Annotated in this window: 17 protein-coding genes and 2 pseudogenes; 9 read left to right on the forward strand and 10 right to left on the reverse strand. The window is 59.2% G+C overall.

Translation table 11 applies throughout. From position 1 onward, the window contains the following. Positions 1 to 107: 107 nt before the first annotated feature. Both ACSQ9D_RS30940 and ACSQ9D_RS30945 read right to left on the reverse strand, forming a co-directional pair. A complete protein-coding gene (locus ACSQ9D_RS30940; protein WP_436285604.1) occupies positions 108 to 1001 on the reverse strand; it encodes an alpha/beta fold hydrolase in 894 nt (297 codons plus the stop codon). Positions 1002 to 1218: 217 nt separating this feature from the next. Further along, positions 1219 to 1677, reverse strand: coding sequence for a GNAT family N-acetyltransferase (locus tag ACSQ9D_RS30945; RefSeq protein ID WP_436285605.1), 459 nt, complete (start codon positions 1675 to 1677; stop codon positions 1219 to 1221). Between the two features lie 1041 nt (positions 1678 to 2718). On the opposite strand from ACSQ9D_RS30945, the pseudogene ACSQ9D_RS30950 reads away from it, so the two are divergent. Continuing rightward, positions 2719 to 3105, forward strand: a pseudogene (locus ACSQ9D_RS30950) (hypothetical protein). Between the two features lie 261 nt (positions 3106 to 3366). Here ACSQ9D_RS30950 and ACSQ9D_RS30955 read toward each other — a convergent pair. Further along, the gene (locus ACSQ9D_RS30955) at positions 3367 to 4263 is read right to left on the reverse strand and encodes a LysR family transcriptional regulator ArgP (protein ID WP_436285606.1); all 897 of its coding nucleotides are present in this window, start codon (positions 4261 to 4263) and stop codon (positions 3367 to 3369) included. Between the two features lie 125 nt (positions 4264 to 4388). Here ACSQ9D_RS30955 and ACSQ9D_RS30960 point away from each other — a divergent pair, with 125 nt between their 5' ends. The 3 genes and pseudogenes from ACSQ9D_RS30960 to ACSQ9D_RS30970 all read left to right on the forward strand — a co-directional run bounded on the left by ACSQ9D_RS30960 (position 4389) and on the right by ACSQ9D_RS30970 (position 6535). Continuing rightward, complete coding sequence (locus ACSQ9D_RS30960; protein ID WP_436285959.1) at positions 4389 to 4970, forward strand: LysE/ArgO family amino acid transporter; 582 nt, start codon at positions 4389 to 4391, stop codon at positions 4968 to 4970. Between the two features lie 20 nt (positions 4971 to 4990). Further along, positions 4991 to 5622: pseudogene (locus tag ACSQ9D_RS30965) on the forward strand (LysE family translocator). A gap of 16 nt (positions 5623 to 5638) precedes the next feature. Beyond that, positions 5639 to 6535, forward strand: coding sequence for a dihydrodipicolinate synthase family protein (locus ACSQ9D_RS30970; RefSeq protein WP_436285607.1), 897 nt, complete (start codon positions 5639 to 5641; stop codon positions 6533 to 6535). A 324-nt stretch (positions 6536 to 6859) separates the two neighbouring features. Here ACSQ9D_RS30970 and ACSQ9D_RS30975 read toward each other — a convergent pair whose 3' ends face one another. Both ACSQ9D_RS30975 and ACSQ9D_RS30980 read right to left on the reverse strand, forming a co-directional pair. After that, positions 6860 to 7666: an MBL fold metallo-hydrolase gene (locus tag ACSQ9D_RS30975; RefSeq protein WP_436285608.1), complete on the reverse strand. Its 807-nt coding sequence runs from the start codon at positions 7664 to 7666 to the stop codon at positions 6860 to 6862. A 195-nt stretch (positions 7667 to 7861) separates the two neighbouring features. Next, the gene (locus ACSQ9D_RS30980) at positions 7862 to 8569 is read right to left on the reverse strand and encodes a GntR family transcriptional regulator (RefSeq protein ID WP_436285609.1); all 708 of its coding nucleotides are present in this window, start codon (positions 8567 to 8569) and stop codon (positions 7862 to 7864) included. A 674-nt stretch (positions 8570 to 9243) separates the two neighbouring features. Here ACSQ9D_RS30980 and ACSQ9D_RS30985 point away from each other — a divergent pair. From ACSQ9D_RS30985 to ACSQ9D_RS31005, 5 genes are all read left to right on the forward strand, one after another. After that, positions 9244 to 9423, forward strand: a complete 180-nt coding sequence (locus ACSQ9D_RS30985; protein ID WP_436285610.1) for a hypothetical protein — start codon at positions 9244 to 9246, stop codon at positions 9421 to 9423. 338 nt (positions 9424 to 9761) lie between these two features. Continuing rightward, complete coding sequence (locus ACSQ9D_RS30990) at positions 9762 to 11270, forward strand: ABC transporter substrate-binding protein (RefSeq protein ID WP_436285611.1); 1509 nt, start codon at positions 9762 to 9764, stop codon at positions 11268 to 11270. Between the two features lie 65 nt (positions 11271 to 11335). Further along, positions 11336 to 12259 carry an ABC transporter permease gene (locus ACSQ9D_RS30995; RefSeq protein WP_037124376.1) on the forward strand — a complete coding sequence of 308 codons (924 nt, stop codon included), beginning with the start codon at positions 11336 to 11338 and terminating at the stop codon, positions 12257 to 12259. Further along, entirely contained in the window at positions 12256 to 13200 is a 945-nt protein-coding gene (locus ACSQ9D_RS31000) for an ABC transporter permease (protein WP_436285612.1), read from the forward strand. The genes ACSQ9D_RS30995 and ACSQ9D_RS31000 overlap by 4 nt, the downstream gene beginning before the upstream one ends. Beyond that, positions 13197 to 14840, forward strand: a complete 1644-nt coding sequence (locus ACSQ9D_RS31005) for an ABC transporter ATP-binding protein (protein WP_436285613.1) — start codon at positions 13197 to 13199, stop codon at positions 14838 to 14840. Before ACSQ9D_RS31000 ends, ACSQ9D_RS31005 begins: the two co-directional genes overlap by 4 nt. Positions 14841 to 15031: 191 nt before the next feature. On the opposite strand, the gene ACSQ9D_RS31010 is transcribed toward ACSQ9D_RS31005, so the two are convergent. From ACSQ9D_RS31010 to ACSQ9D_RS31030, 5 genes are all read right to left on the reverse strand, one after another. Further along, entirely contained in the window at positions 15032 to 15952 is a 921-nt protein-coding gene (locus ACSQ9D_RS31010; RefSeq protein ID WP_436285614.1) for a 2-hydroxyacid dehydrogenase, read from the reverse strand. Positions 15953 to 15961: 9 nt separating this feature from the next. Next, positions 15962 to 16687, reverse strand: coding sequence for a ribonuclease activity regulator RraA (locus ACSQ9D_RS31015; RefSeq protein ID WP_436285615.1), 726 nt, complete (start codon positions 16685 to 16687; stop codon positions 15962 to 15964). Between the two features lie 29 nt (positions 16688 to 16716). After that, a complete protein-coding gene (araD, locus tag ACSQ9D_RS31020) occupies positions 16717 to 18447 on the reverse strand; it encodes an L-arabinonate dehydratase (RefSeq protein ID WP_436285616.1) in 1731 nt (576 codons plus the stop codon). A gap of 296 nt (positions 18448 to 18743) precedes the next feature. After that, positions 18744 to 20642, reverse strand: coding sequence for a DNA/RNA non-specific endonuclease (locus ACSQ9D_RS31025; protein ID WP_436285617.1), 1899 nt, complete (start codon positions 20640 to 20642; stop codon positions 18744 to 18746). Positions 20643 to 20679: 37 nt separating this feature from the next. Continuing rightward, positions 20680 to 21672, reverse strand: a complete 993-nt coding sequence (locus ACSQ9D_RS31030; protein ID WP_436285618.1) for a hypothetical protein — start codon at positions 21670 to 21672, stop codon at positions 20680 to 20682. Positions 21673 to 21919 lie beyond the last annotated feature (247 nt).

A 21919-nucleotide genomic window follows, 5' to 3' on the forward strand; every position in this document is an offset into this window, starting at 1 on the left:
TAGACGAACCATCCGCAGCAAAAGTGCTGAAAGCATTCGAGCCGAACACCTGCATCTGCTGAGCCGCCAACGTCGCGCTCTTCGGCTGCGGCGTTGGCCATTGAATGTCACAAGAAACTTTTCAAAGCATTCAGGAGTTCGTCCGGCGCTTCCTCTTGCGGACTATGCCCGCAATCAATGGCATGGCCGCGCAGGTCGATGGCTTTGTCGGCCCAGGTCTCCAGCACATCGTAAAGCGCACCGACGGTTCCCTTTGCGCCCCACAATATCAAGAGTGGCACTTGGATGCGCTTGTCTTTGTCAATCGCATCATGAATGAGATCGATGCTCGCCGCCGCGCGATAGTCCTCGCAGATTGCATGACGTGTGGCTGGATTGGCAAAACAGCGTCGATACTCCCGAAGGACAAGCGGATCGACCGCGCCCGAGTTCTTAATCTGTCTTTCGATATGCTGATCGAAAAAGAAGTCCGGATCACCCGCGATAAGGCGCTCGGGCAGGGGGTATGGCTGAATGAGAAAGAACCACCAGAAATACCGGCGCGCAAATTCCATGTCGGTTCGCGCGTACATGGTCGCCGTCGGAGCGATGTCAAGAAGGACAAGTCTATCGACCGCGTGGGGGTGATCAAGCGCCATTCGATGGGCGACACGCGCGCCGCGGTCGTGGCCAACAATTGAGAATTGTCCAAACCCCAGCGCCTTCATGAGTTGTATCTGGTCTAACGCCATCGCCCGCTTGGAATAATTGATGTGATCAGGCCCGCCTTCGGGTTTTGAACTGTCGCCGTAGCCGCGCAGATCAGGTGCGATGACATTGAATTTTTCGGCAAGGACGGGTGCCACCTTATGCCATGTCAGATGCGTCTGTGGGTGACCGTGTAAAAGGAGTAGCGGCGGCCCAATTCCTCCGATCGCTGTTCGGATCGAGCAGTCCTGGAGAGGAATGTCATACCATCTGAACCCCGGTAAAATTTCGGGGTGACCTCGTACCTGTTCCATGAATATTTACCTTGGCCAATGTTCGGGCTCAAGCTAGCAGATTTAAAAGCGATGGACCCTGCGTGATCGTCATGGGATCTAGCGGGTTGAGTCCGCAACGCAACGTTCAAGGGCTGAGATATTTGAAACTTCAGTCTGCGAACTGAATGGGTCTCGTGGGCTGTCAGCTTCAGAACTCAAGCTCGCACCAGTTCCCGGCAAGCACTCGGAACTGCACTTAGAATTTCAGCCGCATCTCGCGAGCGATCTCGAAACCGAGAGAACGATAGAGCGCCTCGCCCGCCTCGGAAGAGTGGAGCACTATCCCAGTGCAGCCTACGCCCCGCAAATGGTCCAATATCATGGACATCAGTTTCTTCGAAACGCCCTGCCGCCGATAGGCTGGGTCGACGAAGAGGCTCCAGACGTATCCCTGGAGCAAGTGCTCCGATTTCAACGCCGCGGGATAGGGCATCTGGTGAAGCTGACATGAGGCCGATCCCGCAGCGATTTCGCCGTCAAGCGCGATGAAGCTCGCCAGCGCACGATCCCGACGCCCTTCCTCGAGGAACTGGCCTATGACGGCTTCGGCATCCGCTCGAAAATCGTCGGCAGGCGTCCCATAGCTCTCCCAAATCGCGAGATAATGTCGAACAAGGACATCGTCGTCCTCAGGCGTGGCTTTCCGGTACTGCATACCTCTACAACGCTTGAGATTTCAAAAGGATGCATTGGCGATCGCGTCGCCGGGCCTGTCGGCCACGCGCCGCGATGTCAGATACGTTGCCCCGAAGGCGTCCCAGGCTCCAGTTGAGTGTCACTTCGTCGACCAAAAATGGCCGTCGGCAAGCCAAAGGTCAGTGCCGATCCATAGCGCTATTCGGCCGCGTCCTGACCGGGAAGTCCATCGAGCGCAAATCGATTGCGGTTGCTTTGCATCCTATTTGGATTGCCGTGGTGGTCATGATATTGCCGAAGTCGGAACCGATCTTCGTTGGAGAGGAGGCCCGGGGCTGATGAACGCTGACGACAATCGCTATATCGAGATCACAACACGACTTCGCTCGGTTAAGTCATTCTGCGATTTCCTTTCTCGCGGTGGAATTGTCCGCATCGCCCAGTCCGATAGCGGACCGTATCAGGACGTGACTGCAGCCCTTCTTCAACGGCATCGCCAGGAGGCGGAGGCACTAGAGCGAACGCGGAGATCCCTTTTCCCCGATCGCGCCGACGAGGACGTCCGCCCGAGCCTTTACAGCCGGCACTAACGATGGACGACCAGGAATGGTCGCGAGGCACAAGGCCGCAGTCAATTGTGCGCGGCAGCATCAGAGGCGATAACACTTGGGCTTCGATGCTTGGTGATTTCCCACAGGGTTCGTTCGGTGCATGCACCGATGAGGAGGTCGCAGGAAGAATGTTGATGACGATGAAGTACGCCGTCGTTGCTGCCGGGGGCCACCAAGGCCATCCGCGCGTGATCCACGAGTTTCCAGAATGACTTTCACCCAGCGCTCGCCACTACAAACGATCCCTCAGAGAAGTAATTAAAGCCCCGTAAATTTCTCGCTTCGTATGCGCTTTCGAGTGGCCAAGGTCCCATTCAGGACGATTGCCTCATCAGCTCTAATACGACATTTCTTAGTTGGAGTTACTTCGACAGATGATGTCGTGAGAACTAACATGAAATCCTTGATGTGCGAAAAAATGTGCATAGAAAAGTTGTTGGGAGTGTGAAATGGCACAGGCTCTTATGGCGCATACAACGGTGGTGTCTGGCTTTGTCGATAGCCTACAGGAACCGCGCACACCCTATATTTCCCCTAACCGCCTGTCCAAAGCTCTGGGTGTGCCCGTTACCGGCTTGGCGGAACGGACAGGCGTCCATCGCAACACTCTGCGCAATCCTTCTTCCGAAAGGTGCAGGGGCGCATGCGCGAAATGATCAAGGTGATCTCGGCCGCGGCTGAACTGACGGGAGCGCTTGATAAGGCAATCTACTGGTATCGGAACGAACCCCATTGGGGACTATGGCCACAAGACGGCCGCGGAGCTCGTCGCCGAAGGACATGTCGAAGCGGTTCTGGCCTATATCCGTGATCTTGGTAACGGCGCGCGCGGGTGAGGCTTACGCGTATGCCAGCGACAGCGTAGAGGTTCACGATCCGGATTGCCGATTGGCCAAAGATCAGTCCTCTTGGCCATAGCGCCGCGCTCGGAGAGCGCCGCCCTTTATACGAACTTCAGTGGCTCTAATTGCCGTCGGATGAGCGTTGAATGGCCGGCACACCCCATCAGCTTTGGGACGACGGCCGTCCTTAGAGCCGGAAGCTACCGGTCGCACGTTGGGCCGCGGACGATCCTCTTGGCGAAAGGGCGTCTTGCCTTAAATCAGGTGGCGCTTTGCGACTTTGCTCACTTCGAGGGTGAGGCCAGCCAGGCGGTCAGCGGCAAGGCGGTTGATTTGCCAGTACAGCGGAATGTCGAGGGGCGTTTCCGGTATCAGCTCTACCAGACGTCCGGCGAGAAGATGCCCACGCGTCAGCTCGATTGGGTTCATGCCCCAACCCATGCCAGAGAGACTGGCTTCGATGAAGCTATTGGTCGACGGAAGCCAATGGCTCGGGAAGTTCACTGAATGCCCCACCGTGCGGCGTAACCAATCGCTTTGAAGCCCGTCCTTCTGGTTGAAGGTAAGCGCCGGGGCGTTGGCGATAGCCTTGGGAGTTACCCCTTCGGGAAAATAGCGAGATACGAATTCTGGGCTCGCCGTTGCATGGTATCGAAGAGAGCCAAGAAAAAAGCGTCTGCACCCCGAGATCGGCTTTTCCGCGCTCGTCACGGCGGCGACGACGCGGCCGCGCTGCAGCCATTCCGCAGTATAGTCTTGGTCATCAACTGAAATACTGATCAAGTAGCTGGAGGATTTCGAGAAGTTAGAGATGGCCTCCAGGAACCATGTTCCGAGGCTATCGGCGTTGGTAGCAATCTGGAGCGTCACCCTTTGCTCGGGATCGGCAGGATCGACCAGCGACGGCAGATGCTCAAACAGTTCGTTTTCGAGCATGCCGACATTGTCCATATGCCGACAAAGCCATTCGCCCTTCTCGGTTGCCGTGCACGGATTGCCGCGGACGATCAGGGCAACGCCCAGACGCTCCTCCAGCTGTTTAACCCGCTGCGAAACGGCTGACGGCGTGACGTTGAGAAGGGCAGCCGCTTTTTCGAAGCTTCCCGATTGGACGACGGCCAGGACAACGCGGAGAGCAGAATAGTCGAGCATGAGTTAGGACCACTTAATTCGCTTTAGCAGATTTAAGTAGCCTAAATTGCTCTCTGGGCATACCGAGTTCGGAGTTTGTGCAAGGCGGTCATCAGAAATTGGATATCTCGGTCTACTTCACTGGCATGATGATGGGCCTCAGCCTGATCGCCGCCATCGGCGCACAGAATGCGTTTGTCCTTCGCCAAGGTCTTCGAGGTGAGTATGTATTTGCCGTTTGCCTCGCCTGTGCGCTGTCGGACGCCGTCCTGATCGTGCTTGGCGTGACCAGCCTTAAGCAAATCGTGGAGCTATTGCCCTGGCTCAATCCTATCATGCGGTACGGCGGAGCAGCCTTCCTCTTCTGGTATGGAGCCAAGAGCCTCTGGTCCGCATTCTTGTCTGCGGGAACGTTGACCGTTGGAGCAGGAGGTCCTTCAAGCTTCAAGAAGACTTTGGCCACATGTCTGGCTCTCACCTGGCTCAATCCGCACGTCTATCTCGACACCGTCGTCCTGCTTGGCACGATCTCGACGCGATTTGCCGGCTATCAGATGTCCTTTGCGGCAGGTGCAACCACAGGGTCATTCCTTTTTTTCTTTTTGCTGGGTTACGGCGCGACACGACTGCGGCCGATCTTTTCCCGACCCGCGTCCTGGCGCATACTGGAAATGGTTATCGCATTCGTCATGTGGCTGATCGCGTTCAACCTTCTGGGCGGCGTCTAAAAAATCGAAAGGTCGACATATTGTCAGCGGACTTCCATCAGCTTCTCATCGTTTTTACAGCCTATGTGATCGCCGCGGGTAGTCCAGGCCCGAGAGCATGCGGATCATGGGCGTCGCCATGAACCAGGGCAGGCGTGCGGCGCTCGTGCTCGCAGCGGGAGTTGTCAGCGGGTCGATCTTCTGGGGGATCATGGCCGCAACCGGTGTTTCGGCAGTTCTGAGCCGATACGCGCAGGCACTGATTGTGCTCAAGATACTTGGGGGTCTCTATCTCCTCTATCTTGCCCTTAAAGCTGGCAGAGCCGCGCTCACTCCTGACCACCGAATTTCTCAGCAGACAGGGAACCAACCTGTGTCCGTCGCAACCCTCTATCAGCGCGGACTGCTGATGCACCTCACCACTCCCAAGGCGATACTTGCCTTGATTGCTCTGATGACACTCGGTCTTGGCTCGGAACGTTCTCCCCATACCGTTGTGACGATTCTCGCAGGCTGCGCAGTGCTTAGCGTGACCATCTTTTGCGGTTACGCACTCGTCTTCTCGACGGCACCGATGGTTGGAATGTATCGCCGTGCCCGACGCTGGATCGAAGGAACACTGACCCTGTTTTTTGGCTTTGCAGGCCTGAAACTCTTGTTATCCCGCACCTGAACATAGGACTTTCCTCGTGCCGCTCTTCCACGGTCTATCAGCTTTTCCCATTACTCCCGCTGACGCTTCCGGCTCGGTCGACACGGCCGCACTTGCGCGCCTGCTGATCCGAATCCAGATGGCCGGCGCAGACGCCATCGGGCTGTTGGGTAGCACAGGAGGCTACGCGTTTTTGTCGCGGACCGAACGGCAACGCGCGGTGAATACAGCAATGTCCACGGTCGGTGGAAAGATACCGGTCATCGTGGGAGTTGGTGCCCTTCGGACTGACGAGGCTCAAGCCTTGGCGCGCGACGCCAGGATGGCAGGCGCGGATGGTCTGCTCCTCGCGCCGATGTCGTACACGCCACTATTCGAAGACGAGGTCTACGAGCATTTTGCGGCCGTCGCGGATGCCGGAGAACTTCCGTTATGCATCTATAATAATCCCGGCACGACGAAGTTCACATTCAGCAGACCACTGATCGCGCGCCTAGCAAAGGTGGCGAACATCGAGGCCGTGAAGATGCCGCTGCCGGCTGATGCCGATTTCGGAGCCGAGCTGGCAGCTGTCCGTGCCGAGACGCCAGCGAACTTCGCTATCGGCTATAGCGGTGACTGGGGCGCGGGATCGGCAATCCTTGCAGGTGCTGACGCCTGGTATAGCGTCGTTGGAGGTCTTCTTCCCGTAGAGGCGCTTGGCCTAACGCGAGCCGCTCAAGCTGGTGACATCGCCGAAGTGGAACGGTTCGACCGAGCATTCCAGCCCTTGTTCAGCCTTTTCAAGGAGTTCGGCAGCTTTCGGGTCATGTACGCTATCGCGGCTGCCTTGGACTTCGGCAGATATGATCCGCCACGTCCGATTATGCCATTACCAGAGGCTGCTGTGTCCCGGGTGCAACGGGCTCTCGACCATCTCTCCGTGCGGTCCTAAACCTGCCGGCCAGAGCGAGATGCGCCTTGAGGCGACTACCGCGCATTGTGAGGCTCGGAACGATGACGCTCGCGCGATGCGCGCGTCATCGGGATGTTGGAGGCATGCAGTCTTTGGACTCTGGGCGCCGTCTCTGCTAATTTTGTCCAGCAACGCGGAGGAGCAAACCTTCGAACCGACCACGGTTCTAGAAAACTTGCAGGGCCCAATTACGCAGGAGGAAGTGTCGCGGAGCGGTTGAGAAGCCAAGGACACGACGTCTGCATTCGACTCGTCGGGCAGTGGGCACGTCGTTTCCCTTTTTAGGCACGTCTGAAGAGCTTCTCAGCTTTCAATTGCCCGCATGTACCTTTCCATCGACTGTACAACGGCACGCATGCCATCCGTTTTAATCGTTCGGCCTGCGAAGGCGCCGTAGATTGCCTCAAACGGATAGGGCCGGACTGCTTCCACAATTCCCTCCACCGTTCTGGCGTTGAGCGGGATAAGATTTGGATAGCTGCGCATGAAGCTTACGTATTTGCGGTCGAGGGCGATCTGCATTGTGTCGCCCACAAAAAGAGCGCCCCGCCCGCCCTCGAGCCAAGGACAGTGAAGCACCGAGCTACCAGCAAAATGACCGCCGCATCGGACGATGGTCGCCTGACCAAGCGGCATCGTGTCATCCTCCCATGAATGCAGCGCTGGATCGGATCTCTGCACCCACTCGCCGTCATCGGCGTGGACGTAGATCGGCACACCGTTAAAGACCGTGCTCCACTCGACCATCGAGGCGTAGAAATGAGGATGCGAGATAACAATCGCCGCCAGTCCGCCTGCTGCTTTAATCCGTGCCACGCTTTGCTCATCAACAAGGCTCAGGCAATCCCAGAGAATGTTGCCTGCTGGTCCATTGATGAAAAAGGCGCGCTGGCCGATCGCGAACGACGGTGAAATTTCGAGGCTGTGTATGCCCTCGGCTTCTTTCTTCCAGATAACTTCATGTGTTCGACCGATGGACCTCATATCTGTCCATTGCTGGCCGGTCTCAGGCACGAACTGTCGCTCATCTTCGCAGATCGGACAGGATTGCGGTGGTTCTTGACGCTCGCCAAACTGGGTGCCGCAAGCGGTACATATAAAGCAGATCATCTTCATATTCCTGAGAGTTCAATGTCGTGAGATGTCGTCAGAGAGATGGAGGGGATGAAGATACTCCCTGTTGGCGGAGACCGACGACGCAATCAATTCCATGCCTTATCGCAGTCTACGAGCTGGACTGAGGCTGTCGGCGGCGAAATTCACTCGTCTAACGATTACGGACGGGTAGTGGTAGCAGGAGCCGCCTCAGCCCATGTCGATATAGTCCGGATAGCGCTCGGCAATGTCATTGATCATCGAAAGCGTGCCTGACAGATGGATCTTCATCGCGTTCTCTGCGCCGACGGGATCGCCGGCGGCGATGCCTTCGATGATTGCGTCATGCGCATCGACGACCCGTTGGGTGCCGACATTGAGAAGATTGAGCCGCCGAAGCCGATCGATATGGCCGCTGTGGCGGCGGATGATCGGCCAGATATGCTCAAGCCCGGCCTCTTCATAAATGATGAAATGGAAAGCTCGGTCGAGGACTAGGAAGTCCGCATATTCGTTGGATGCGACCAGCGTCTTCAGCTTGGCATTGGCCGAACGCAGGCGATCGGCGATATGGCGCGCGGTTGCACGCTCGGCGAGATCGAAGACAGCCTCCTGCTCGACGGCGCGCCGCATGAAATGCGTCTGGCGGGCAAGATTGATATCGATCTTGGAAACCAGCGTCGCATATTGCGGATAGACCGTGACGAGGCCTTCCTCCTCCAGTCGCATCAGAGCATCGCGCACGGGCGTCTGGCTGAGACCGAACTGCTTTTGCAGTTCGACGCGCGACAGGGCCGTGCCGGGGGCGAGTTCCAGGGCCAGAATGCGCTCACGAAGGTATTCAACGATCTGCGGCGCAATCTGCCTCGTGCGATCAAGCCCGCTGCGATGCTTGGCCGTCGGCAAATCCAAGGTCAAAGAACGATCCTTTGTTTTCATCGATCTCGTGTTAATGCATTAATGTGTTAGTTTAGGTCGCCATGCGCTGCATGTCCATATCGAGAGCATCGCAGAACAAGGAAAAGCTGGTGCCGGAGCCGTTTCTCCCCGCAGAACCCGTAGCAGCAACACTGCCATCGAGCCATGCCGATTAGATCCCTGAAGCGACAAACCACATCCTGATGAGCTGGCACGGTTTGTTGCGGAGCAGCCAGCTCACTTCGTCAAAATGCGCGATGCGCGGCCGGACGCGGCCACCGGTGCCTATCTTAACGCGGTTCTTGTGGTAAGCGCGCGTAGGTTTGCGTCTGTGAACGATTCGCCAGCCAAAAAACGCAACAATGTCATTCGCTTATATTTTGCAGAGAATCGTGCGTCGAGAAGTTGTGTGGTTTTTCGCGATAGGTATGATCCCGATTCACAGTTGAGAAGGCACTTCAAGCAGGACGCCCTGCTGCTAGGGTTTCCTGACCGTTGGCACGAGGAAAAGACGCCGACGAAGGGCTGAGTGACGGGCCCGCGGCGTGCGAACACCATCTCATCTAGCAGACCCCACGTTCCATTATCGCAACATGAGGTGAACACCTTTCGAGTCTTGAGATCGAGGGTCACAGCCCTAAAATCTGGAGCTGAAACAAGGGGTCTTCAATCTCATGACCGACCATTCGCATCCGGACGATCCGGTGGTGCCACACATCTCGCAAGCGGGAAACGTCTATACCATCCTGATTTCCGGCGCGCAGACCGAGGGCCGGTATTGCCTGATTGACATGCTGGTGCCCGACGGAGGCGGCCCGCCGCCGCAAGGGGCAAGGGTGAAATGCCGCGATTAGATCGGTAAGCGGAAAGTTACGAGCTACATGTCGGGGTCGTTTAGCCCTAAACAAGCCTGGACCCAAGCCGAAGGGGTGGAACTCAACCGCCCGTTCCTGGAGTTCGAGTAGGTGCGCGTGCTGCCGCGCCCAAACGTTGTCGTTGCCGGGCGTCGCCAAGTTGACAGTCCCGCAGTCGTCGACTAATACATTAGTGCTCTAGTGCTCTAGTGCTCTAGTGCTCTAGTGCTCTAGTGCTCTAGTGCTCTAGTGCGTAGAGCGCGATGGGGATCGTTGTGGACCGCAAATCGGCGGTCTGCCGCACAAGGATTTTGGTTTTTTGTTGAGGAGGAGAGACAATGACCATTCGTTATTCCACCGGCGCAGCAACGCTGCTTTGCGCAGTTCTGCTTTCCGGTGCGGCGTATGCAGTTGAGGGCGAGGTTAAGATCGTGCTGCCGGAGCAGCCGGCAAACCTCGATCCCTGCCGTTCGATCCGCTCCGACATCGGTCGCATCATCAATTCCAACATCACGGAGACGCTGACCGCCATCGAGCCTGAAAAGGGAACGGTCGCGCCCTGGCTCGCCGATAAGTGGGAACAGGTCAACGATCTCACGTGGCGCGTCCACCTGAAGAGCGGCGTCAAGTTCCAGGACGGTGCCGAATTCAACGCCGACGCCGTCGTCAAGTCCATCAACCGTCTCATGAACCCGAAACTCACGTGCGACAGCCGCTCGAAGTTCGGCGACGTCAAGCTGACGCCCAAGGCCGTCGATGCGCAGACCGTCGAGATCGTCTCCGACAGCCCGGTTCCAATCATGCCGACATTGCTTGGCACGGTGCAGATCGTCTCGCCGAACATGCCCTTCGACAAGGAAAGCAACAAGCCAGTCGGGACCGGTCCCTATGTGGTTGAAAGCGCATCGACCGAGGAGATCGTGCTGAAGCGCGATGACGGTTATTGGGGCGCCAAGCCGGACGTGACGCGTGCCACCTATGTGTGGCGCAACGAGTCGGCAATCCGCGCCGCGATGATCGAATCGGCCGAGGCGGACCTTACCCCGTCGATCGCGGTACAGGACGCCACCAATCCGCAGACCGATTTCGCATACCTCAATTCCGAAACGACGCGCATGCGCATCGATGCGCAGATTCCGCCGCTGGACGACGTGCGCATCCGCAAGGCACTCAACATGGCCATCGACTGGGATGGTATGGGCGAGGCGCTGTTCGGCAAGGACGTACTGCGTGCCTCGCAGATGGTCGTACCGGGCGTGCGCGGCCACAATCCCTCCATCAAGGCCTGGACCTACAATCCCGACGAGGCGAAGAAGCTGGTCGAAGAGGCGAAGGCGGCCGGCGCTCCCGTCGACAAGGAGATCGTGCTCATCGGCCGAAACGGATTCTTCCCCAACTCCTCGGAAAGCCTCGAAGCGATGCGCTCGATGTGGCAGGAGATCGGCCTCAATGTCTCCATCCGCCAGCTTGAGGCCGCCGACTGGGTCCGTTACCTCGACAAGCCGTTCCCGGAAGGCCGCGGTCCGACACTGTTCCAGCAGCAGCATGACAACAATACGGGCGATGCCGGATTCACCGCACCTGTCATGTATCTGAGCGACGGCCAGTACTCGACGATCGCTGACAAGGATCTTGACGCCAGACTCAAGAAGGCGATGGCCGCGACCGGCGACGATCGTGAAAAGCTCTTCCAGAGCGTATTCGCCAAGGTCCACGACGAGATCGTCGCCGACGTACCGATGTATCATATGATCGGTTATGTCCGTGTCGGGCCGCGCCTTGACTGGAAGCCCGATCTCAAAACGAACAGCGAGATCGCGCTCAGCGAAATCCACTTCAAGAACTGATCTCGACAGGGCGTGGCAGGTTTCGCCGCGCCCTTACCATTTCATTCCAGAAGGAAGGAAACGCGGTGCTCGGCTTCATTCTCAGACGCTCGGCCCAGAGCCTTATTGCAGTGATCGGCCTGCTGATCCTGGTGTTCTTCCTTTCGAGGCTAACAGGCGATCCGGCCTATCTCTATCTGCCGCTCGACTCCTCGGAGGCCCAGCGCCAGGCATTTTCGCAGACGCACGGCTTCAATGACCCGCTGATCGTCCAGTTCGGCCGCTATCTGCTTGAACTCACAAGGCTCGATTTCGGCGAGGCGATGAGCCGCAATCGGCCGGCTATGGAAGTGGCGCTCGAAGCCTTTCCCCAGACGCTGAAGCTGGCGGTTATCGCGATCGGCCTTTCCCTCTGTCTTGCGATCGTCGTCGGCTCGCTGGCGGCGGCGCGACCGAACAGTCTCTTCGATACGCTGGCGAGCACCGCCTCACTGGCTGGCGCCAGCGCTCCCGATTTCTGGGTCGCGATCGTCGCGATCCTCGTCTTCGCCGTCGGCCTTGGCTGGCTGCCGACGTCAGGCACGGGCACACCACTTCATTGGATCATGCCAATCTTCGTGCTGACGCTCCGTCCTTTCGGTCTGCTGGTGCAGGTGGTGCGCGGCACGATGATCAGCGCGCTCAGCTCCGCCTACGTCAAAACGGCGAGGGCCAAGGGCGTCAAGCGTTCGCAGATCATCTTCAAGCATGCGCTGCGCAATTCGCTGCTGCCGGTCATCACCGTTGCGGGTGACCTGGCCGCAAGCCTCGTCAACGGCGCCGTCGTCGTCGAATCCATCTTCGGCTGGCCGGGTATCGGCAAGCTGATGATTGACGCGATCGTGCGTCGCGATTTCGCGCTCATTCAGGCGACGGTGCTGGTCACCGCAGTGGCGATCTTCGTCCTCAATATCGCGATCGACCTGATCTACGCCCGCCTCGATCCCCGCATAAGGTTTCAAACGAGATGAGTATGTCGGCCATGACAACGACCGTCGAGAAGCAGCACGATACCGGACGGTTCCGCATCCTTCGACTGATTTCGCGCGACCGCCTGGCGTTTGCCGCGGTGATCTTTCTTGTCGTCGTGATCTTCTGCGCCGTGCTCGGACCATGGTTGATGGGCAACCTGATCGAAAAGCCGAATTTCCGTGCTCGCAATATGGCGCCCTTCAGCTTCTCGCAGGGCTGGGCCTATGTGCTTGGCGCCGATACGCTCGGTCGCAGCCTGCTCGCGCGCCTCGTCGTCGGCGCGCAAAACACTCTTGGCATAGCCTTTTGCGCCGTCCTCTGCTCGATCGTCATCGGCGGCCTGCTCGGGCTGGTCGCCGGCTATTCCCGCGGCATCGCCAGCGCGATCATCCTTCGCGGCGCCGATATCGTCATGAGCTTCCCGTCGCTGCTGCTTGCGTTGATCGTGCTCTTCAGCCTCGGGCCATCGATCACCAACCTCGTTATCGTTCTCGCCATCACCCGCGTACCGATCTATCTGAGGACGACGCGCGCAGAGGTGCTGGAGGTGCGCGAGCGCATGTTCGTCAGTGCCGCCATGGCGCTCGGTGCCAGCCACAGCCGCATTCTCTTCCGGCATATCGCGCCGATCGTCGTACCGACGCTCGTCACCATCGGCGCCATCGACTTCGCGACGGTGGTTCTGGCGGAATCCGCGTTGAGTTTCCTTGGCCTCGGCATCCAGGCACCGCAGTTCACCTGGGGTGCCATGGTCGCAACCGGCCGCGGCTATCTCTCGACCGCTTGGTGTATCGCGTTCTGGCCCGGCCTTGCGATCCTGTTGACCACGCTTTCGCTCAATATCCTTTCGAGCTGGTGGCGAACTTATGCCGATCCGCAGCAGCGCTGGCGCATCGAGCTCGCCCGCTCGAAGAAGGGACTTAAGGAGAAACGCACATGACCGGCACGCATCTGATTGAGGTCAAGGACCTGACCGTCGACTTCCTGTCGCTCGGCGGCGCCTTCCGCGCGACGAACGGCATCAGCTTCCACGTCGATGCCGGCGAGACGCTGGTCATTCTCGGCGAATCGGGCTCGGGCAAGTCGGTAAGCGCCAGCGCCATCATGGGGCTCATCGATACTCCGCCCGGCGATATCTGCGCCGGTTCCGTCACGTATCGCGGTCGCGATCTTGAAGGGATGAGCGAGGAAGCGCGCCGCGATCTCAAAGGAAGGAAGATCGCGATGATCTTCCAAGATCCGCTGTCGCACCTCAATCCCGTCTACACGATCGGCTGGCAGCTCGCCGAGGTCTTCAGCGCCCACGGCGTCGCGACGGGCGCGCAGGCGCGCGAAAAGGCGATCGACATCCTGCGCCGCGTCGGCATTCGCGAACCGGAAAAGCGTATCGACCAGTATCCGCACCAGTTTTCCGGGGGCCAGCGCCAGCGCATCATGATCGGCATGGCGATCGCGTTGAGGCCCGAGATCCTGATTGCCGACGAGCCGACGACGGCGCTCGACGTCAGCGTTCAGGCACAGATCCTCGACCTCCTGAAGAAACTGCAGGCCGAGGATGGCCTGGCGATCATCCTGATCACTCATGATCTCGAAGTCGCCGCCAACATGGCGGACCGGGTAATCGTCATGAAGTCTGGCCGCATCGTCGAGGAGGGGGAGGCGCGCGCCGTCTTCGAAAACCCGAAGCACAGCTATACCAGGACGCTGATCAACGCCCTGCCGCACGGCGATCAGGACAAGCCGCGGCGGCAGGCCGGCAAGCCGGTCGGCAAACCCATTCTCGAAGTCAAAAGCCTCGACAAGTTCTACACACTCTCGTCAGGGATATTCTCGGCGCCCGTGCAGCTTCACGCCGTCAAGAATCTGAGCTTCGACGTCGCGGCCGGCGAGACGATCGGCATCGTCGGTGAAAGCGGCTCCGGCAAATCGACCGTGGCGCGGGTACTGCTGCGACTGAACGATGCCTCGAAGGGGGAGGCGCTGTTTCATGGCCGCGACATTCTGAAGATGGATGGCAATGCGTTGCTCGCCTTCCGCCGCAAGGTGCAGATGGTGTTCCAGGATCCCTATAGCTCGATGAATCCCCGCATGACCGTTTTCGAGATCGTTTCCGAACCTTGGCGGATCCATAAGGATATTCTCGACAAGCCGCGATGGCGCGACCGCGTCGTCGAACTGCTGGGGCTCGTCGGGCTAAAGCCGGAGCATGCGGCGCGTTATCCGCACCAGTTCTCCGGCGGCCAGCGGCAGCGCATCGCTATTGCCCGCGCGCTCGCCTGCGAACCGGAGCTCGTTGTCTGCGATGAGGCCGTCTCGGCGCTCGACGTCTCGGTTCAGCTGCAGGTCATCAATCTTCTCGCCGACCTGCGCGATCGGCTTGGGCTTGCCTATATCTTCATCACCCACGACCTGCCGATCGTGCGCCATTTCGCCGATCGCATCATCGTCATGAAGAACGGCGAGATCGTCGAACATGCGACGACCGAGGAGATTTTCCGCAATCCGCAGCACGACTATACGCGACAGCTCATCAACGCGACACCGAAACCGAAGTGGCAGAGTGCCGTCGACGCGGCATGAGACGTAGCCCTGCCGGGACACCTGTGCCCTGTTCATGTCGGTCGCTCATCTCCTTGCTACCCATGGCGCTGCAGGGGCGGGCGGATGCTGGGCCTCGCCCTCTTCGGCGGGTCGGTCAGGCAAGGGTCTACGCACCCTAGGAATGAAAAGGCCGCGCAGCTGGCGCGGCCTCTGTCGTCGGACACCTTTGTCTAACGTGCGTTGAAATGCGTGATCAGCGCCTCGACCAGCCTGTCGCCCATCTGCTGGCGCGTCTCCTGGGTGCCGCTACCCATGTGCGGCGACAGCACCACCCGCGGATCGTTCCGCAGCGCATCGGGCACGACTGGCTCCTTCTCGAAGACGTCGAGCGCCGCACCGGCGATGCCGTCTTTCGCTAACGCAGCGATGAGGGCCGGTTCATTGACGATCGTGCCGCGCGAGATGTTGACGAGGAAGCCGTGCGGCCCCAGCTTTTCAAGCACGGACGGGCCGATCAGGCCGATGGTTTCGGGGCTTGCTGGACAGGTGACGATCAAGAGGTCGGCCCATTCGGCAAGGTCGTCGATCCTGTCGAAATAGAGATGGTCGACAGGCTTCCTGCGCGGCCCGAAATAGGCAACGGGCGCGCCCATGACGCCCATCCGCGCCGCGATCGCCGAGCCGATATGCCCGAGGCCGACGATGCCGGTGTTGAGCGAGCGCAAGGAGCGGCCGAGCGGGAAGCTATGCTTGCCCCAGTTTCCGTTGCGCACGAAATCGTGGCCGCGCATCAGCCCACGCGTCGCCGAGATGCTAAGCGCGACGGCGAGGTCCGCCACGTCTTGCGCCAGAATCTTCGAAGTGTTGTGGATGGAAACGCCGCGGCTCGCCGCTGTCTCGACGTCGATGCCGTCGAGACCGGCGCTGTAGCTGGAGATGATCTCCAGGGCCGGCAGCTTCTTCAGCATGACGGCGTCGATATGGGCATGGCGGACGGCCATGCCCCTGATGGCCGCGCCGTGTTCGGCCAGGACCCCGGCGACTTCCGCCTCGCCCTTCGGCAGGCCGATGACGGTGAAGGCTTCCTTCAACTCGCGATCCGTCTTTTCGGGAAGCTCGGCTGCCTGAAGGATGGTGATGTGCTTGAACATGGAGACCGCCTATCGTCCATTGGCCTGTCGCCACCTGGCGAAATCGGCCCTCGTCTCTTCGTGGGTCGCCGGATAGAGGCCGATAATCGACCGGCCCTTGCGCACCTCTTCGGTGACGAAATCCTCGAAGGCGGTCATCTCGACGGCCTCGTCGGCGATTTCCTCGGCGAGATGAGCAGGAACGATGATGACGCCCTCGCGGTCGCCGACCACGACGTCTCCCGGCCAGACCGCGACATCGCCGCAGCCGATCGGCACGTTGATGTCCAGCGCCTGGTGCAGCGTGAGGTTCGTCGGCGCGGACGGACGGTTGTGATAGGCCGGGATGTCGAGGTCGCCGATCTCGGGACTGTCGCGGAAGCCACCATCGGTAACGACACCTGCAACACCGCGTACCATCAGCCGCGACACGAGGATCGAACCAGCCGAAGCGGCGCGGGGATCCTTGCGGCTGTCCATGACCATGACAAAGCCGGGCGGGCACTGTTCGACGGCGGCGCGCTGCGGATGCGCGGGATTCTGGAACACAGTGAGCTGGTTCAGGTCCTCGCGTGCCGGGATGTAGCGGAGCGTGAACGCCTGGCCGACCATGTTCTTCGCCTTCGGCAGGACCGGATGGACATCCTGGATGAACTGGTTGCGCAACCCTCTCTTGAAGAGGGCGGTGCAGAGCGTGGCGCAGCTGACGCCTTCGTATTTCTTGCGCGTCGCGTCCGAGAGAACGTAGTTCGTCATGGTTCCTCCAATCCTGAAAATAGTGGTAATCAAAAAATATCGGGCTCGCCGGCGGCTGCACCGAAATCCTTCTCGAGGAAATCGAAATCGCAGCCGTCATTCGCCTGTTTGATGTGCTTTGAGAACATCCAGCCATAGCCGCGTTCGTATTTGTCGGCCGGCACCCTCCATTCGGCGCGCCGCGTTGCCAGCGTCTCCTCGTCCACCAGCATGTCGATGGAACGGTTCGGAACGTCGACGCGGATGATGTCGCCGGTGCGCACCAGCGCAAGCGGCCCGCCTATATGGGATTCAGGCGCCACGTGGAGGATGCAGGCACCATAGCTCGTGCCGCTCATGCGGGCGTCGGAAATGCGCAGCATATCGCGATAGCCCTGCTTCAGGATCTTCTTCGGGATCGGCAGCATGCCCCATTCCGGCATACCGGGACCACCCTTCGGCCCGGCATTGCGCAGGATCAAGACGTGATCGGCGCTCACTTCGAGATCATCGTCGTCGATCGCCGCCTTCATCTCGGGATAACTGTCGAAAACGAGTGCAGGACCTTCATGGACACGCAGCCGTTCTTCGCAGGCGGATGGCTTCATCACACAGCCGTCGGGTGCGAGATTGCCCTTGAGGACGGCAAGCGAACCCTCGTGGTAGATTGGGTCCGACAGCGGTCGGATGACATCCGCGTTGTAAACCACCGCCCCCTCGAGTGTTTCGCTAAGCGGAAAGCCGCTTACCGTCATCGCATCGAGATGCAGGCGTTCCTTCATTTCCGCCATTAGAGCCCTAAGGCCCCCGGCATAGTAGAAATCCTCCATCAGATACTGCTTGCCGGAGGGTCGGATATTGGCGATGACCGGCGTCGTACGGCCCGCCTTGTCCAGGTCATCAAGGGTCAAGGGCACGCCGGCGCGGCGCGCCATCGCGATCAGGTGCACCACCGCATTGGTGGAACAGCCCGTCGCCATCGCGACCGTCGTGGCATTCTCAACCGACTTCTCGGTGATGATCTTGTCCGGCGTCAGATCCTCGAAGACCATCTCGACGATGCGCCGACCGACGCGTGCACTCATGCGGATATGGTTGGCATCGGCTGCGGGGATCGAGCTTGCGCCCGGCAGCGTCAAGCCGAGGGATTCGGCGATCGCCGTCATGGTGCTTGCGGTGCCGAAGGTCATGCAATGACCGTAGGAGCGTGCAATTCCCTCCTCGACGCCGGTCCATTGATCGTCGGTGATGTTGCCGGCGCGGCGTTCATCCCAATATTTCCATGCGTCCGAGCCGGAGCCGAGATATTCGCCCTTATAATTGCCGCGCAACATCGGTCCGGCCGGCAGGAAGATCATCGGAAAACCGGCGCTGATCGCGCCCATGACCAGGGCAGGCGTGGTCTTGTCACAGCCGCCCATCAGCACGGCGCCATCGATGGGATGACCGCGAAGAAGCTCTTCCGCCTCCATGGCGAGAAAGTTGCGATAAAGCATCGTCGTGGGCTTCAGCGCACTCTCTGATAGAGACTGCACCGGCAGTTCCACCGGAAAGCCGCCTGCCTGCAACACGCCGCGTTTCACGTCCTCGACGCGGTGCTTGAAATGTGCATGGCAGGCATTGAGATCCGACCACGTATTCAGGATGGCAATGATCGGTTTCCTGCCCCAATCCTTCGCGTCATACCCCATCTGCATCAGACGGGAGCGATGGCCGGAGGAGCGTAGATCATCTGGTGCGAACCATCGAGCGCTGCGGAGCTGATCTGCATTTTTGGACATGGACACATTCCGATTAGGTTTCGTCGCGTCCGTATTAGCATCAGCAGTTTTCGATTTCAATACACTAATGCATTAGTGTTTCGACGTCGATTGAGATTGATTGGAGGTTCTCAAAGCGCAGTTTGGGGGAGGGGATACGCAGGCGAGCCCGCTGAAAGAGCATACGGCGCTCTTGATCCAATGACCGAATTTGACAGTGGCTTGGGAGCGCCGCTACGTTTTGTTATGATTGCAAATACATCGTAAGTTCTCCCCCGCAAGTTGGATTTCGTCCCCTTGTGCCCAGGGGGCGGTCATCAAAGGCGGATGTCTCGCTGCGAGCGGATCTCGGTCACGGGCTTGGTCGTGTCGACCAGGGATTCCGGGCCGACCGGCCGTGTCACGAGTTCCGGATGACTGATGATGTCAGCCGTGGAAAGCGCATCAAAATTGAGCTCGGTCTTCCTGGCGAGCTCCGGCAGCGACACCTGGTAGATGCGGAACGGATCGAGATCCAAGCTTTCAAGATCGTCCAGAAGTTTCTCCTGAGAAAGGACGAATGCAGCGCAACGCAAACTGTCGTCCTTGCCGAGGTAGGCGATCATCTTCCAGAATGAGCGCGGGATCAGTGCATTACGATACTCGATGTCCTCGCTTCCGAAAACTGGACCGCCGAATACCGACAGCTTGAAGTCCTTGAGGTCGGCCTGATCGAAAACGAGGTTCTCCAGTTCACCCCAAAGCCCTTTTCGGGAGGACTGATTGAAGCGTTCGTGCTGGGGAGCGATGTTGGTGAAGTAAAATGAATCGCGGTTGGCTTGGTCTGCCTCCGGTACCGGTCCCCAGCAGACGTCCGCCCGCCGGGCGATATGGCCCCGGTCGACGCGGTTGTCGACGTAGAGATCGTCGCCCAACTGATACTTGGCCTCGATCCTTGGGTCGACGGAAAATCCGCGTCGCGGAAGTGCCACCAATCGGGATCCGTCGATGTTCCAGGCGACATAGCGTGCCATTCGGCGTTTTGCGCTGAGGCAGACCGAAAAATGCGTGTATGGGATCGTCTGAGCGCGCTCGAAATTGACGGCATCACGCTTCTGGGCCGTAGACAGGCCGGGCTCGGGAACGGCTGTTCCAAGGAAGCTCGCATCGTAGCCACTACGGGGGACAACGACTTGCATCCCGGCGATCGCATCAGTTGCCGTGCCTTTCGGCTCGAGGACGAAGTCGAGCTTCTTCTGGATGGAGCCTGGATAGCAGGCGAGCGCGTGCTCGTCGCTCGTCCTGTCGGTTTCACCGGCGAAGTGAAGGCCGGCGAATATGTTGGTCGCCTTGCCCCTGTCGAAGATGAGCCAAGCGGATCCTGAATCCCCGCCCTTGCTTATTTCTCCGTCTGCGGGAAGGTTCTGGGGATCAGGACCGATTTCGAAGCAGCCGATCGCCTGCTCCCCAGCCGGAATCCCATAGTTGATCTTCGCCATGACGTCGACGCGGCGCACGATGCCTCTCGTGATCGCCGTTGTACGTCCCGATTTGATCACTTTGTCGCCAAGTGCAACGCGCGCCATTCGGGTCGGTACGACGTCGAGTTCATAGACCGAGCGGTCGTGGCCACGTTGGCTGATCCTTGCAAGCGCGCAGTCACCGGCCGCGCCGAGATGGCTGCGCAGAAGGGTGCCTGCGACATTGAGCGCAACGTTGTTGTCGTCGTAGGGGCCTGGCTGCACGATCGTGTCGCCAACCTTTCCGGCGTTGCCATTGAGGACGTGCCAGTTGGAGAGCACACAAGGCGCGCCTGTCGTGCGGTCGAAGACGATCAGGCCGAGCGTGCCGGCGGTCTCGGAGGGATGAGCGATGCTGACGCCCGGCCGGATCGGGTCGATCCTCTTTCGGCGCAGATCAACCTGTTCCTCCGCAACGATTTCGAAGGAAGGGCGATAGTCGCGCTGCAGGACATCGGTCGGGACCATCTCGCCCTCGACCTCGATTGCTTCCGGAATGCGTCGGCTCCCAAGTGCCTCGATTGCGGAGTCACCCTTCGTGCCCACCGTGAATTGCAGGCAGATTGGACCGTCGCCGTTCTTCAGTCCGATGCCCACGGATGTAATGTTCGGATCCTGCAGATAATCGGCGCCTTTGGCGCGAATATGCCGACGCAATGCCTCTTCGGAAATTCCCCCGGTGGATTGCCGTGTTCCGCCTGTCGCCTTGCGTGCCATGATTTGCCTCCCAGTGGTTTTCTTACTTGCGTCAAGATCACTCCGGATCGCGCAGAACGTCATAGAAGTTACGTATGACCTTGCAGGAACCGAGTTTTCGCACGATCGCCTCCATCTCGCGGATGTCTTCGTCGTCCTCTCGGTGCCCGGCATGACCGTGGCCGTGTCCGCCCATCGCCTCCCGACGCACTGAAGCAGTGAGGGCTTCTGGCGCGCCGTGCGTCCAGCCATCTTCGAGTTTGCCGGTCCAGGTTCCTATCCAGGCAACTTCGCTTAGCCTGTTGGCTGCGGCCCAACGGTCGATGCAGGGATCAATCCATCCATGCAGGTACCAGAAGATCGGATTGACATGGCTTGAGTAGGTGTCGCCCAAATAGTCGTAACTGGTCGCGTCCCATTTGGGATCGATGTCGCGTATGTCATCGAAGTTGTGCGAAGGCATGTAGCCGATCGGCACGCTGGCCCAGCGCATATGCAGATTGTTATGGATGGTCATCTCGAGCAGATTGCCCAACGCTCCGAGCGACAGCTGCGCGAGGTTGGCAGGGTTCGTATAAAATGCCTCCCACGTCACGATCGTGTCGCGGAAGTAGGCGTCTGATTTGACGCGCTGAAGCCTTGCAGTCATGGCCGCATTCGTCGCGGCGCTCTCCGAGGGGTCGTCATAGGTCCAGGACGGCGGAAGCGCAAAAGCGGGGTGTTCACCCGCCTTTGGGATGGAGCGCCAGAATGTGAGCCGCTGCTCTCCCAACTGCTCGAGGAGTTCACTGACTTCCTTGATCATCTGCCGATGCATATAGAGGAAGTCCTCCCCAGAATGATTGTCCAGGATTAGCTTTCTCTCGGCATCCAGAGGCACCCGGTCATTGGGTGGGGCCCAACCCTTATCCCTGATGAAGGCTTTGACCTCATCGGTAAGCTGAGCATTGTTCCAGACGCCGCGCACCGCATGCCATAGGAAATGGCGCAGGCGGTGGCGTCTCGAAGCAAGCATCTCGATGATCTGTGAAGGCAAAACCCGAATTGCCATTGGCCCCCCGGACAAGACGTAGGTTAGTCTGCACGAAAATATTATACTGGTGTGACGGCCAGCCGCTGGGACGAGGCCGCTTGTTCGCACGTCATGGAACCTGCTCTTTGCGAGATTTTAAAAGGCGTCGAGCTCGACGATCTTCTCGGATTGATCGCGTGAGTTTTCGGCGCAATACAACCGAAAGTCAAGTCGCTCGTTTGAAACGCTGCCAACCCTTGCAGAATATCATCGCCGGGGAGGCGAC

The sequence above is a fragment of the Rhizobium sp. LjRoot258 genome, assembly GCF_964254185.1.
Taxonomy (GTDB): Bacteria; Pseudomonadota; Alphaproteobacteria; order Rhizobiales; family Rhizobiaceae; genus Rhizobium.